This window comes from Candidatus Bathyarchaeota archaeon, from assembly GCA_026014585.1.
Classification (GTDB): Archaea; Thermoproteota; Bathyarchaeia; order Bathyarchaeales; family Bathycorpusculaceae; genus Bathycorpusculum.
The window spans coordinates 435,238-449,547 of the sequence record JAOZIA010000024.1; the positions used below are offsets into that span (position 1 = coordinate 435,238).

General features: G+C 41.6%; 16 protein-coding genes and 1 pseudogene. 7 read left to right on the forward strand and 10 right to left on the reverse strand.

Annotated features, from left to right (window positions below; genetic code table 11):
* Positions 1-4: 4 nt before the first annotated feature.
* The 5 genes and pseudogenes from NWF01_11505 to NWF01_11525 all read right to left on the reverse strand — a co-directional run bounded on the left by NWF01_11505 (position 5) and on the right by NWF01_11525 (position 2,845).
* Positions 5-523: a hypothetical protein gene (locus NWF01_11505; protein MCW4025638.1), complete on the reverse strand. Its 519-nt coding sequence runs from the start codon at positions 521-523 to the stop codon at positions 5-7.
* A gap of 386 nt (positions 524-909) precedes the next feature.
* Positions 910-1,029, reverse strand: a pseudogene (locus NWF01_11510) (DNA-directed RNA polymerase).
* Between the two features lie 199 nt (positions 1,030-1,228).
* Positions 1,229-1,534, reverse strand: coding sequence for a translation initiation factor eIF-1A (gene eif1A / locus NWF01_11515; GenBank protein MCW4025639.1), 306 nt, complete (start codon positions 1,532-1,534; stop codon positions 1,229-1,231).
* Between the two features lie 338 nt (positions 1,535-1,872).
* A complete protein-coding gene (locus NWF01_11520; GenBank protein ID MCW4025640.1) occupies positions 1,873-2,229 on the reverse strand; it encodes a hypothetical protein in 357 nt (118 codons plus the stop codon).
* Between the two features lie 46 nt (positions 2,230-2,275).
* Complete coding sequence (locus NWF01_11525) at positions 2,276-2,845, reverse strand: hypothetical protein (GenBank protein MCW4025641.1); 570 nt, start codon at positions 2,843-2,845, stop codon at positions 2,276-2,278.
* Between the two features lie 173 nt (positions 2,846-3,018).
* Here NWF01_11525 and NWF01_11530 point away from each other — a divergent pair, with 173 nt between their 5' ends.
* Complete coding sequence (locus tag NWF01_11530) at positions 3,019-3,357, forward strand: response regulator (GenBank protein ID MCW4025642.1); 339 nt, start codon at positions 3,019-3,021, stop codon at positions 3,355-3,357.
* Here NWF01_11530 and NWF01_11535 read toward each other — a convergent pair.
* The 5 genes from NWF01_11535 to NWF01_11555 are packed head-to-tail and all read right to left on the reverse strand — an operon-like array spanning position 3,347 to position 8,911.
* Positions 3,347-4,018, reverse strand: a complete 672-nt coding sequence (locus NWF01_11535; protein ID MCW4025643.1) for an ABC transporter ATP-binding protein — start codon at positions 4,016-4,018, stop codon at positions 3,347-3,349. The two genes, NWF01_11530 and NWF01_11535, sit on opposite strands and share 11 nt — an antisense overlap.
* Entirely contained in the window at positions 4,005-5,615 is a 1,611-nt protein-coding gene (locus tag NWF01_11540; protein ID MCW4025644.1) for a hypothetical protein, read from the reverse strand. The genes NWF01_11535 and NWF01_11540 overlap by 14 nt, the downstream gene beginning before the upstream one ends.
* The gene (locus tag NWF01_11545; protein ID MCW4025645.1) at positions 5,612-6,805 is read right to left on the reverse strand and encodes an ABC transporter permease; all 1,194 of its coding nucleotides are present in this window, start codon (positions 6,803-6,805) and stop codon (positions 5,612-5,614) included. The genes NWF01_11540 and NWF01_11545 overlap by 4 nt, the downstream gene beginning before the upstream one ends.
* Complete coding sequence (locus tag NWF01_11550) at positions 6,802-7,926, reverse strand: FtsX-like permease family protein (GenBank protein MCW4025646.1); 1,125 nt, start codon at positions 7,924-7,926, stop codon at positions 6,802-6,804. Before NWF01_11550 ends, NWF01_11545 begins: the two co-directional genes overlap by 4 nt.
* A gap of 22 nt (positions 7,927-7,948) precedes the next feature.
* On the reverse strand, positions 7,949-8,911 hold the full coding sequence (locus tag NWF01_11555) for a DUF1616 domain-containing protein (GenBank protein ID MCW4025647.1): 963 nt from the start codon (positions 8,909-8,911) through the stop codon (positions 7,949-7,951).
* An 84-nt stretch (positions 8,912-8,995) separates the two neighbouring features.
* Here NWF01_11555 and NWF01_11560 point away from each other — a divergent pair, with 84 nt between their 5' ends.
* Genes NWF01_11560 through NWF01_11585 form a run of 6 tightly spaced genes read left to right on the forward strand, consistent with a single transcriptional unit; the run spans position 8,996 to position 14,124 of the window.
* Positions 8,996-9,571 carry a DUF1616 domain-containing protein gene (locus tag NWF01_11560; protein ID MCW4025648.1) on the forward strand — a complete coding sequence of 192 codons (576 nt, stop codon included), beginning with the start codon at positions 8,996-8,998 and terminating at the stop codon, positions 9,569-9,571.
* A 39-nt stretch (positions 9,572-9,610) separates the two neighbouring features.
* Positions 9,611-10,408 (forward strand): hypothetical protein, encoded by a 798-nt coding sequence (locus NWF01_11565; GenBank protein ID MCW4025649.1) that lies wholly within the window; start codon positions 9,611-9,613, stop codon positions 10,406-10,408.
* Positions 10,405-10,662 (forward strand): hypothetical protein, encoded by a 258-nt coding sequence (locus NWF01_11570; protein ID MCW4025650.1) that lies wholly within the window; start codon positions 10,405-10,407, stop codon positions 10,660-10,662. The genes NWF01_11565 and NWF01_11570 overlap by 4 nt, the downstream gene beginning before the upstream one ends.
* Before the next feature lie 52 nt (positions 10,663-10,714).
* Positions 10,715-12,619, forward strand: coding sequence for a hypothetical protein (locus tag NWF01_11575; protein ID MCW4025651.1), 1,905 nt, complete (start codon positions 10,715-10,717; stop codon positions 12,617-12,619).
* On the forward strand, positions 12,606-13,508 hold the full coding sequence (locus NWF01_11580; protein MCW4025652.1) for a DUF4350 domain-containing protein: 903 nt from the start codon (positions 12,606-12,608) through the stop codon (positions 13,506-13,508). Before NWF01_11575 ends, NWF01_11580 begins: the two co-directional genes overlap by 14 nt.
* The gene (locus NWF01_11585; GenBank protein ID MCW4025653.1) at positions 13,492-14,124 is read left to right on the forward strand and encodes an AAA family ATPase; all 633 of its coding nucleotides are present in this window, start codon (positions 13,492-13,494) and stop codon (positions 14,122-14,124) included. Before NWF01_11580 ends, NWF01_11585 begins: the two co-directional genes overlap by 17 nt.
* Positions 14,125-14,310: the final 186 nt, after the last annotated feature.

The following is a 14,310-nucleotide window of genomic DNA, read 5'->3' on the forward strand; positions in this document are numbered from 1 at the left end:
TTGATTACGCTGGTGTTGCTGGTGTAGCTTCAGGTTGGGGTGTTGTGTCTTCGGTGATTTTTTCGATAGCTTTCATCAACGGGGCTGGTGGGGGGGCTGGCGCAACTTTTATTTCAAGAAAGCTGGAAGCTTCAACAGAGTATGAGTATTTGCTTGAGTATTTTGCGTCCACGGATGCTGAGAAGAAGGCCCAACCGCCTTTAGCATGCATCTTGACTTCTGCTTCTCTTGTTTTCTGCATTGTTATGACCATCTTGATTTGGATGGTGCCGCTTTGGATTTGTAGCAGTGTGGGGAGAATTCCGAAGGCTAATGCGTTGCCGCTGATGGTTGTTTTTGTGCTGGATGAATCGCCTGCTTTTGTGTAGCTGAGGTTGATGGGGGTTTCAACTAGGTCTTGTACGCCGTTTATGAATGATGTGTTTGCGTCGTTTTGTGCTTCGACCATTGCTAATAGCAAGTTTCGTATCATCTGGTCAAATGGCACGCTTGCCAGTTCAGTTCCAATAGAAAGGGCTGACATGATGTTTCCTCAATTTTCATAAGTCAACAGTCTTACTATTTAAGAGTTGAGAAAATTGTCGCCAAAAGAACACTCGTAGAACAAACAGGCAGATACAGCACCCCAAACCACACACAAACAACAAAATTGAACCTAAAAACAAACCATTACACAAACCTACCGCACAAAACCAATCAAAAAGCCAACTCTAATCAATAATTGAAACATTGAACAAAAACACGTAGAACAAAAAATATTTGAGGCAACCGAGTAAATACAACACTCACTAAATTAAAAGAAAAAGGTACTTATCGCCAGTTTTCTCTTCGCCTAGACCAAACGTTTTTTTCACTCTCTACATCACGGGGTCGGGTTTGCACTTGTTTTGCGAATCCAGTTCTGGCGGTACGGTGTTTACCTAAACACTCATTACAATAGACAGGTTTACCTTCAGCGGGTTTAAAAGGAACAGTGGTAATTTTACCGCAGTCACTGCATTTTATTTCAGTTGATACTCGTTCAGACATTTGTTATATCCTGTTAATTTTTAAAAGCTATAAAAAATAGCGGTAAACTAACGTTGGGGAATTAAACTGTAAAGTAACTTAAAGGTTTGCGTTTAAGAGGGCAAATTTGCCATTTGGAGTGTAATGCAAAAATTGCCTAGTTACAGTTAAAGTGTTTCCGCACTCTGTGCATTTCAGAATTATGCTTTTCAGGTCTTCGCTACATGGTCAGGTAATTGTGTTTCCTTAGCCAGTCAGATTGGTTTTGTCGGTATCGCCAGAAAATGTCGCCTCTTGTATCACTTTGGAAATCCCATGGAGAAACTAGTACAATATCTCCTTCACGTATCCAAACGCGCTTTTTTAGTTTCCCTCGAACACGGCACATCCGTTCTTTCCCATCCTGACATTTTACTAGTATTCTTTCTGCACCAAGCATTTTAACGGCTAAGCCTAAAACATCATTGGAGGAAGGTAAAACCATTTTATTGAGGTCACTCTCATGCGTAATTTTTTTTCTACCCATAAATACACCCAAATAGGGATTTTCAACTTTTTAAATCAGAACAAGTCTAAAGAAAAAGATAGCTTTCTTGCTTTTCCTCTAAATAAATTCCAACCCTTAATTAAAAGGGTCAACAACATATTAAAGGTATGCAATAAAACAGATTTTTCACCCAAATAAAAACCAGAAAAATTTTGAGTAATAAAAACTTGATTTATTTTTTGGAAGACATTAGTGAGTAAATCGCACTTACCTCAGCTTACTGCTGAAATCATGCTCATTTAACATTTGGAAAACAAACTAACTTATCAACGATTTTTACCAAAATTCGCTTTGATGCAGTCCCTCATAAGTTTTGCTTATGCTTTTATTTTGCGTGGTTGAAAAGTTTTTTTGCATCGACTACGTTTGACCAAATTAATTTGTTTGGGGTCAATAAGTTTAAGACGCCTCTTTAATTCGGTTTTAACTGCAACATCGCTTTCACGTTTTAGGGCATCATTTATCAGGTCCATAGCAAAACCTAAACTTTTATCGCCAAAAAGTGTGTTAAATACAGGTCCGCCATTATTTTTTCCTTGAGATAGCTTAACGGGCAGCATGCAAACAAAATTTGCAGGATAAGTGGATTTATTGCGGTTCACAACTGCGAAACGGTAAACAGAACCTGTCCCCCCAGTGGATTCATACTTAAAAACTTGTAATCTGCAATCCATACAACCAACACTAAAAAATGGAGAAGGCAACTAATATCAGTATGCTTTAATGCAGTTTCCTATTGTAAACCGCTAACACCAACAAACAATTAATCATCACCAAATACGCTGGAAAGGCTATTCCACTAAAAGCCCAATTAGGCACTGCAGCAAAACTGGTCAGCGGACTGAAAACACCAACAAGATAAGGCCACACAGACTCGGTTTCAGGATTGCTCCATGCCTTCCGCAAAGTGGGCAGGGCAGCAAACGCGTCACTGGCAATAGCCAGAATTATGCCCGAGTTTGCATTCATGGTAATGTACCATACTACAAGCGCCAAACCAGACAGCACCCCACATAAGTAATCTATTTTTGATAGCTTCCAGTACGATTTTTTAACAAAAAATGAAGCACAAAAAACCAGCAAAGGACAAAACCCTGCCATAAACACGGGCAAAACTGCCCAACCCACACCGCTGTAAACCTCCGCCGCCGTGCCAATCAGGGGCACAATACTCCACATTAACCAGGTAACCCTGTTAGGTTTGGTGCCGCTTGTAAACATTGAACGAATATACGCCAAAGCAGCTATCAGAGAGGCAAAGGCTGCGGCAAACACGAGGTATTCTATCATGAATTGTTACTGTGCGGCGGGTGTATTTATTTAATCACAGCTTATTTAAGAAAAACATCATGTCAGTGATTTGTTGCTAGCAGGGGTTGCCAACTAGTGTTTTTTAACGGTTAAGCGGAGAGTTAATTGAGGGTCGTGCCCTGTTTAATTATGGCAAACCAACAATTCTGATTATAGACGATGATTTGGGTATTCTTGGAACTTTTAGGAGACTGTTTCAAAGCAGAGGCTTCAACGTTGCATTAGCAGAAAACGGCAAACAAGCCATCGAAAAAATAAACCACACACATTTTGACGTCGCCCTAATTGACTTATGCCTACCCGACATGGAAGGCACCCAGCTTTTCCCCTACATCCGAAAAACAAATCCCCACGCCATCAAAATAATGCTCTCAGGAAAAAGCCTGCAGGATATACAGGGAGCAGATGTTTTGCTTTCAAAACCAGTCCAAGCAACAAAGTTGCTAAGCATAATTGATAGTAAACTGAAAGATGCAGAAGCTACATTTTAGAAAGCACGCCATCTTTGAGCATAAAATCGCAAACGGTAGGCAGCTTATCGTAGAGGTCTGTTGAAGTCACCACAACCGCAACCCCTTTTTCCTTGCATATTTTACCCAAAAGCTCGTTTAGCAACTCTGCATTCTCATCATCAAGGCTGGAGGTTGGTTCATCAGCCAAGAGGAATTTAGGGTTATTAACTAAAGCACGGATGATAGCGACTCTTTGACGTTCTCCCCCACTCAAATTTTCAGGATACCGCTCAGCAAGACGCGCCAAATCAAAATATTCCAAAAGCTCCATTGCCCTGTCTATGCGAGCGGGTTTTTTTGTTCCTGCCAATGCCATGGGCAACTCAATATTTTCCTGCACAGTGAGTGTGGGTAGCAAGTTGAAGAACTGGAAAATTAGACCGATTTGGCTGAGTCGAAGCTGGGTTTTCTGGTCATCACTTAAGGGTGCAGTGTCTTTACCGAACAGATTTACAGCGCCGTAGTCGGGTTTTTGGAGTAAACCCATGATTTTGAAGAGATTGGTTTTGCCTGCGCCTGATTTGCCTCGTATTGAGATGTAGTCGCCCTGTTTGATGGATAGGTTGACGCCTTTTAGTATTGGTGTTGTGCCGTAGCTTTTGTGCACATCAATTATTTCTATGACTTTATCGTTTGACATAGATGCTTACCTCACTGTTAACATAAACACAATTGTAACCTGACAGTTTATCTGTCCAATTAGAGGGTAAAGTCACAGGTGAACTCTGGTAGAGAACGTACCCGTTCTGGTTCATCTGATCATAAACGTAGAGTACAGATGGTGGTTCACCGTCCCCACCCAAGTAGCTATAACCAGCCATCACATCAACACGCCCATTAAAGTAACCATCAATCAGATATTGCACCTTAACATCGCTAGCCACAGTTTGATTACCGCCATTTTGAGTCACCCACTCAGATGCCTTAAACTCGGAAGGTTCATACCGCCAAAAGTACCCAAGATAGGATTCTTGAAGCGAAACCGCCGCATACACACCATAAACACTCAAAGCAATCATGGAAAAAACCAGCACCAAAACCCCCGCTTTTGCCCAAACCCGTGCGCTTAGTTTAGGGATTTTGTAAAACTTGTATAAACCAAACGCGGCAAGAATTGCTAATGGAGCAAGCAGAAAGTTGAGCGTACGGTAAACGTAACTGACCCCACTAATAGAGTTACTAAACAAAGCATAACCACCAAACACAAGCAACACAACAAACCAAACGATTGGAAAAAGCAAAGAGCCCTGTTTCTTGTCAGAGCCCGTGACTGCAAACACCATAAGAGGAGTTGCCAAAATAAAGGGGAGAGCAAACACCAGATATGATGAGGGAATAATGGGTGCATTAGGCAAGATTGAAGTTGCAGTTATCAAAACCAACATTAAACACACAAAACCCAAGCCTACAACTTGCCCAAGAATACCTGATTTTTTTGATTGCCGTTTGGGTTTTAAGGCAAAGTACAACACAACTAAAAGTCCCACAATTTGATAGGCTCCAACAGACAGTAAATCGCTCCCTGAGAGAGCAAACTGGAAAGCAGGCAACGCGTACAGCACAAAATAGGCACAAGTTACCCCTGAAAAAAGCACAAGCAAAAACATGTTGGATTTGAACGAATTATCTAACTGCGGGTTCTTTTTGGTGACCAGCGATGCAACCGTCAACCCCAGTAGTATGCCTATTGTTAGAAAAGCGGTTAGGTGATGGGACAAAACAAGCGCAACGGAGGCTACGGTGAAGAGAAGGGTAGTTTTCCAGTTCTGCTTTAGCAAAAATAACAGCATAACTGATAGGTAAATTGGGCTTGCAAAGGTTTCCTTTGTTACTCCCGCCATAAAAAGTGCGTAAGGAAAAGCTGTAGAAAAAATTGCAGTAGCCATTAATGCGAGGTCACCGTTTCCAGTTAGCCGCTTCACCAAAAAATAAAAAATGGGAACCGCCAAAGCAGCCACTATGGGCATTCCCAATGCCATAGCAGTAATAGGAGATAACCCCAAAATTTGAGAAAACACCACACCAAACAATTGGTTTGCGGGCCAAAAATTATTGTAACCGTCAAAGAGTCCGCTGCTAAGCGAAACTGGTGTGTTTTGCAGTAGCAACTCTGTGTTTCGTATAAGTGGCCAAGCATCAGTTGAGAAGGGCATTTCGCTGATTATGGTGGGGTAGAGGCGTACTGCAAAAGTAACAAACAATATCAGCACGATGGTTATGGCAGTGTTTGTTTTCATTGTTTAAGCTCCATACGTGCCATGTTTATACCAATTATAAGAAAGAGAAGCATGAAGTTAGCCACCACTATTACAGGGTTGAACTGGAAAGTAATGATGTGAGAAAGTACCTGCAAGTATCCTGTGCTCTGGAAAAGCATGATTACCACCACGCTGACAGCAGTACCCAGCAGTGTTGCCAGCAGAGCCCAAAAAATCATTTTCAAAGTTAGGTCCACACGCATCTTTCTTTCTGTTGCCCCAATGGAACGAAGAACCGCAATGTTTGCCGTGTGCTGCCTAACAAAAAGGGTAATTGCACAGGTGGAGACCCCGCTGGCAAAAACAAACACTGACATAGATAAAACAATCAATGCATCCTTACTGATGCCGTAACGGTCAAGATAATTTTGCATAAACGTCTGCGACTGCTCAACACCGATTACACCCACATCCACGTTTGCTCGAAGGAGCGGCAGGATAGCTTGGAGGGACTGTTGGGTTGAACTGGGGGAAGCTGAGGGCGAGGGGGTTGTTTGGGGTTTGTTTTGGCTGGTTAGTTCCTGGTACAGTTGGGTGGTGGTGATTTGGTTGAGGTCTAGTTTTGCCCGTATTAGGGTAGCATAGTTATAGCTTAAGCCGCGTAACCATTGTCCCGCATAAATTGGAACCAGTACCTCATCATTTAGAGCTGAATCAGACTGAAAAACCCCTAAAACCTGCAGTTCAAGATAATGCTTTGATAACACACCAAAAACCAAAAGCCGGTCTCCAACCTGCAGACGCAGACGGTCAGCCAAATTTTTGCCTACAAGGGCAGAGTTTGTATCAGTTAAGGATAGGTTTTGCCCAGTTAGGATTGTTAGTTGGTTTAGGTTTTTGAGTTGTTCAGGTATTATGCCACGTACAAACACTGATTGTTCAGTTATTGTGCAAGGCGCTATGACTTCCGGGCTAACAGTCACCACGCCGTTAACTGCGCTTATGTTGTCTGCCAAAGAGAGGGGCATTATGCCAGTAAACGGTGTGCTACCTACTTTGCTGTAGACAGCGACAACATCATCTTCTTCGCCTACATAATTTGTAAAACCGTTGTAGAACCCTAAAAAACTATAAGCAGTCACTGAAAAAAGCACCGAAGCCAACGTCAAAATAACGATTAAAGCAAACACGCGTTTTCTGCTCAAATACCTAAAATTAATCATGCTCATTGCTGAAGCTCCTGCAAAGTTTGTGCACCTTTCAAGGCAGGATAAACACAACCGATAAACGATGCCAAAAACGCAAGCAACAAAATCATCAATGCTTGATTCACTTCAAGAAAGGGTGCAAGCAAAGAACCACTACCAATCCACCGTAAAAGTGATGACCCCACCTGAGTGCCCACAACACCTAAAGACACCCCAACAACCGAGCCGACAACTGCAACAGATAACGTGTAAAATAGAACAGAGTTGAAAACAAATTTCTTTTTTGCCCCAAGCATCCTAAGCATTGAAAGCTCATATTGCGCTTCATTCACTATACGAGTTGAAATAACATAAGATGCCGCAACCACAACAGCATAAATAGCAAGTGACCACAAATCTATGAAAGCAACAGTTTGATTATTAACGTCCTCAACAAAAGTACCCACTTGCTGCAAACTGATTATATGAACATTGGAAGGCAAAATTTGGGTGAGACTGCTTATGGTTTTGTTGGCTTGGCTTGTGTCTTTGACAGAAAACTCGATGAATGAAGCGTGGGTTGTTTGGGTGATGTTTTGCAGGGTTGATAGGGGCAGGATGATTTCACTGTCACTTTGCTCTTGAGATTGCACAATTCCTGAAACTTTAAGTTGAAGTGGCTGATTGTTTACTGAAAAATTCAACAAATCACCTCTATTGATTGATGTGAGTTTTGAGAGGATTGTTCCCAAGTTGACTTGGTTCTCTTTACAAACTGAACCGCTAACCCACGCATGACGATCACCAAAAAATGCCGCCACATCATCAACACCCCTAATAGTAACCGAGTATTGCCCACTGTTTGCTGACAGGTTTGCTTGTGACAATTGGTGGCAGGTGGCGTATTGGATTTGGGAGTTGTTTTTGAATTGATTAATTAATAGGGGGTTTATTTGGCTGTCAGTTAGGCAGGTTGAATTTTTGCTGGTTATAAGGTAGGCTTCGCCGGCGGTGGCTAATTTTGCGATAGCTGATGTTTGTGCATTAATGTTGTTTACTATACCATTTACAGAGGCTACTAAAGCAACAAGCAAAGCCACCGCTATAATGGCGGATATTGTGCCTTTTCTTTGAAATAGCAGTTTGAAGGTTAAAGACTGCATTTCTGAGACCTCATTTTACTAATTAGCTGGCAGGAGCAACTATGTTAAGCCAAAGTTGTCCCCATCGTTGATGATACTGAGTTTGCTGAGTGGTTGCGTTGTAGAGCCAGAGTTCAAAGATAATTCGCTGACTATCCCCCACCGTGGTTAAGGAAATATCAATTGGAAAGATCCAACTTTGATTATGTGCCAACACTTGACTGTACTGCTGAATTGACGTAACTGCGGCAGGGTTCACTTGCGTGTCATTGTTTCCAAGTTTGACCATAACCGTGTAATACTGTGGCTGCCCCATGCGGTTCCCCACGTAACCGTAAAAATGAACCGTTTGACCTACAATAATTTCAGAAGGATAATCCTCAAGCTGTAGGTTAGAACCCAAAATACCCAATTCAGAAAAAGGCTCGCCCTGCTCATTAGTAAACAGTCCAGAAACAGATACGGCCGCAATAAGTATTGTTAAAACTAAAAATACAGCACATACTTGTTCAAAAGTCACTATTAAATCTGCTTTGGAGGCACCATTTATTTTTTTAAAGTTCACACGATAATTCCTTCTGAGGTGTAACCATGATGCCCAAAAAAATTTTGGACCAAAAAAATAAACAATAACACCCACAGCTATAACCAAAATAGCGGCAACAACTGGGAGGATAGGCAGTATGGAAAGTGTTGACTGGTCTGCGGCGTTTGCTTGTTGTGTTACATTTTGGGTTAATAAATGGGCTTGATTGAGGTAGATTGCTGCTTGTTGAGGATCACTGGAGGCTATTTTTTTAGATTGTTCAGTTAGGTTTATGGCTTGATTTAACTGGCTTATCAGATGGCTTGTGTCGGCCCCTGTAGCGGTTGCTTTGACAATTGCGTTGTAAGCGTCAGTTATTGAGTTTTGTGTAACTTCGAGGTTTGATTGTGCCCAGACGAAGGAAGGGGTGAGTACCAAAACTATTAAATAAGCGACAAGCAGTGCTGTTTTAGTAACCATATGTCTGCCATGCATGAAACTAAACCATGCATTAGATGTATATAAAAAATTCCACAGAAACCGAATAAAACGGAGTGTTAAAGGTTGAACATAAACCTCCAAGACATAGTACTGGAAACATCTAAAACTCTTAGCCAACCCACGCTCTCTGAACTCGTCAACAGCCTAGTAAAAAAAGGCATCCAACCCAAAGACGCAACCAAAGCAGTCTACATTGAATGGAAAAAAGGAACCCTAAACCTAACAGAAAACAACCCCCCAACAAACTTGGCAAGCTACATGTTTAATTTAGAAAACCTCTGGCTCTGGGCAATCACAAGCGTAGTAGCCATAACAATGCTGGTTGTTTTCACAGCTAACGCTTCCGCACTCCTCTACGTCAGGTACGCCTTAGGCGGCATTTTTGTTTTGTTCCTTCCAGGTTTTCTGCTTCTTTCAGCACTCTACCCTCGAGGCGGAGAGGTTGATAGCCTTGAAAAAGTAGCGTTATCCATTGGGCTTAGCCTTGCTATTGTTCCTCTTGTAGGGCTTGTGCTCAATTATACGCCGTGGGGAATCAGGCTTGAACCTATCATGGTTTCGTTGGCGTTGTTTGTGGAAGTTATGGCTGTTGTATGTGTTGTGAGACGGTTTAGGTATTTCCAGCTTAGCCTCAGGTAATTGCAGGTCACTATTCGAGTTAGTTGGTAAACGTTAAATATGAAATCCGTGAAACCCCCAGCAAAAAACAAAATCGCAGAAGTGAACACAATATTATTCACGAATGATTACAAAATACTTGCGGCAAGCCTATCATTAATAGGAGTATTGCTCTCGTTTTTCTCATACACAATACTATACTCCACACCATTAACTGCACTAGGAATATCCACAGTTATAATCAGCGCCGCCGCATTTGCCATAGCCAAAGGTCAACCCAAAATTCCCCCCGAAGCCAGCGCCGTCTTACTCCAAGCAAGCGTAGAAAATATTTCATCAATAGTAGAAGAAATAGGACTCAAATCCAAGGCAATCTATCTGCCCTCAACTATAACAGGCGATAAACCCAAAGCACTCATCCCGCTGGATACACAAGCAATTTTGGGCAACAAACAGTTACCGAAAAGGTTAATTGTCAAATACGGCAAAAACCCCCAAGATGTTGGCCTACTAATCATAACACCTGGCTCCACAGTAAGCAACATTATTGAGCATAAACCAGATAGCTCCGCTCAAGACCTAGAATCCGCAATTTCACAGGTTCTTTTGAACACAGTAAATTTAGCAGATAACGTCAGGGTAATGATGGATGCTGAGAAGGTGTTAGTGGAAGTCACGAATCCGCGACTTGAGAACAGCAACATGTGGATTTACCAGATAATAGGCACACCTGTAGCTTCCATAATTGCTTCCGTAACCGCACAAGTTTTAGAAAAACAGGTTCAAATAAAAAACGAACAAGCCAGCAAAGGCAAAGTTCTTGTTGAAATAGAAAGATTGGGGGAACGGAGTGTGTGAAAACAACCGACCGATACCTTTTCTCGTTAACTCTCACTTACACATTCACCACGTTTTTTATTTCTTTTTTTAGCGGTAACACTTTGGACTTATACATATCAGTTTACATTGTTGAATACTTCATCATAACCTTACTACATGGCCAGTTTAACCCCCGAAATCAAAAAATCATTAACATAACAGGTTATGCACTTTTTTCAATTTTCCTTCTTATCGTGGCATTTAAAGTGCTTGAAATATTGGGCGGAGGCTAAAATGAAAAAGCAGCCATTCTTTTTAATTATTTTATTAGTAACGGCAACTTTTATGCCATGTCTAACAGTCAACGCCCAACCAAAAAACACACCACATGAAGACCCAGATGCAAGTCAAAGCACAATCGATGCATATACGTTCCTGGTACAATACGCTCAGGTTTTTGCGTTAATGTCAAACAGGGACTACACAAACGCCAGCATATTAAGCGAGGAAATAACCCACATCAGCATACCGCCAGACTTGAGCTACATCATAAACAGATACAACAACATGACACAACAGCTTATAAACACCCTCAAAGACCTACAAAACACATTAGACAAAGCTTCAACCCTGTTAGACCAATACAGACTCACAGAATCCAAGCAAGTTTTAGACCAAGCAGCGATTCTAGTTGCGCAAGCCCAAATTCTGATAAGCGACCTTGAAAGCGCAACCACAACATTAAGTCAACGTTTAGGAGTCTTTGCAGCTTCAGCCCAAGACAAAGCCAAACAGGCATACAACCAACTCCAAAACATGCTACAACAACTAAAATACCTAATTGACAGATACCATAAACTTCTCCAAGAAGCCAACCAGAAAGTCAAAGAAATTGAAACAGAAAACCTCAAACAAACAACTTTGAGTTTAACCTTGAACACAACAAAATGTTTTGTCGGCGAATACCTAAAAGCAACAGGAAAATTAACCACTCAAGGATCGATTTTGGCAAATCGAGATTTAAACCTATTTTTAGACGACTATAAAGTTGCAGAAACAAAAACACTGGAAGACGGAACGTATAGTGTAATAATAAAAATGCCCTACAAGTACGTTAACTCTGTATCAATTAATGCGGTTTATACTCCGTCTGGTAGCGATGTAGGGGTATATTTAGCGGCTCTTAGTTCCACAATCACTGTTCAAGTTCAATATTACAAAACAGTACTTGAAATTTCCGCGCCAAACACTGTAAGACCAGGAACCACAATAACAGTCAAAGGAAACATCACAACAGAAGACGGAACCACGCCAAACCAAAGACAAATCACCATATACCTTGACAGCAACAAAGTAAACCAAGTAAAATCAAGCCAAAACGGAACCTTTGAAACCAAAGTCACAATTGACCCCCAGACTACACTGGGCACACACACCCTAGAAGGTACAGTTGACCCCACAGGTCGATACGATGGCACAAGCGTCCAAAAAATGTTAACAGTACAAGAAATATCAACCAACCTAAAAATTCATGCACCATCATTTGTTGTGCTTCCATCACAAATGCAAGTCAGCGGCACAGTAGAATCAAGCTCACAACCACTGCAAGGCACCACAGTGCTAATACAATTTGGAAACACATCGGTAAGCACTAAAACATCAAACGATGGAAGATTCAACTACACAATCAACATGCCATTAAGCACGTTTCTAGCAGGCTATCAAGAACTCACAGTACAAGCACAACCTACAGAACCCTGGCAAGCCACTGCACAAGCAAAAACTAGCGTTTTTGTTTTAAGTTCAATCAGCATTGGTCTTGCAGTTTTGTGTTCATCAACTGTTTTCTTGTTGTCTTTCCTCAAATTTACAAAAACAAACAATAAAAACAAAAAAACAATCAATGAAACAGCAACAACAAGTTTACCCCAAAACACACCCTCGCCACCAACCACAACAACTATTCAATTAAAAATATCAGGCAACCAAGGAGCTGTTCTTGAGGCATATATTGAAGCATTAAATAGGGTCCAACAAAAAACAGGCGAACAGTTAATGTCGGATATGACCCTGCGTGAGTACTTACAGAAAACTCAGCTAAAAATCTTCAAAGCCGCGGGTCCATTTGGAAAATTAACAATGATTGCGGAAAGAAGCTTGTATTCGCCTTATCAGCCACAACCAGAGGATATAGAAAAAGCCCAGAACTGGGTCGATGAAATTAGGAGGGAAATAAATGCAACCGCGTAAACTTTTGCCGCTGCTAATTTTAAGTGTAACGCTCCTGTTTGCGGTGATAATTTGGTTTTATCCGCCCTCAAGTGACTTCACAGTTGGCAATCCTTTCTGGAATGGGCTGCAAACATTTAGCAGTCAAACCAAAACTACAACACTAACCTCTTATGACAACCTGCCCACAAACCCAAAAGGAACAACAACAATCGTAATACCCTACGAACCGTTCACAACCACTGAACTTTCACAACTACAAAAATACATTTCAAACGGCGGAACCCTGCTGCTCCTTGACGATTACGGGTATGGAAATCAAGTTCTCAACAGCTTAGGATTAAATGTACGCTTCACAGGCACGCCGCTTTTAGACCCTTTATATGATTATAACAATAAATGGCTACCAAAAATAACCGACTTCAAAGCCACATCAGTTGGTGGCAACCTAAGCAGCATCGTGCTCAACCACGCAACCAGCCTAAACCAAACCACAGGCACAACAGTGATAGCACAATCCTCAGTCTTCAGCTTCTTAGACTTAAACAGTAATGGAGAATGGGACACAGATGAACCTAACGGACCATTTCCAGAGATGGCATACACCAAAGTTGGCCAAGGATACATCGTACTAGTAGCAGATCCCAGCATACTAATCAACAGTATGATAAACCTTGACGACAACCAACAATTCATAACAAATGCCATCAACATCCAAACTACAAACTCACAAGTCTACATAGACCAAAAACATCTACCAGCCACATCCCTTGATGAAGCAAAAACCACGCTCACCATTGTCTATAACGTTATTGCTTCACCAGCGGGCACAATTTGTTTGATAGCCGTTTTGTTAACAGTAACATTTTATCCAATTTTAAGAGTGAAAAAATATGACACAACTACTTGAAAAACAAACAACACTTGAAACCCCAAACAAGATACTCAATGAAATAGCAAAAATCGTAATCGACAAACAAGACATCCAAGAAATGCTACTAGTTGCACTCCTAAGCGAAGGGCATATACTAATCGAAGGCTTACCAGGAACCGCCAAAACCTTACTAGCAAAAACCTTCGCCCAGGTCATCGGAGGACAATTCAAAAGAATACAATTCACGCCTGACATGCTTCCCGCTGACGTTACAGGCTTCTACCTCTACACTCCAGACGGCAAAAACCGACTAATCGAAGGACCAATATTTGCAAACATTATCCTTGCAGATGAACTCAACAGAACCACCCCAAGAACACAAGCAGCACTAATCGAAGCCATGCAAGAAAAACAGGCTACCATAGAAGGAGAAACACGATACCTACCCAAGCCCTTCATGATCATAGCCAGCCAACTACCACACGGTTCCGAAGGAACATACCCGTTAACCGAAGTGCAAGCAGACAGATTCATGTTCAGAGTATGGAGCGACAACCTAAGCAGAGAATACGAAGAGCAAGTTCTTTCAAAAATAGACTACATTGAACAACCCGACATTCATGCAGTTATAACTTTAAACGAAATCATGTAAATACAACAAGACATTAAAGAAATCTACGTCTCAGAAAAAGTAAAACAATACATAATCGCCCTAATAATCAAAGCCCGCCAAGACCCCGACGTTCTGACAGGTCCCAGCACAAGAGCAAGCATAGCCCTATTCAAAGGCTCAAGAAGCCTCGCGTACCTGCAAGACAGAGACTATGTAATACCAGAC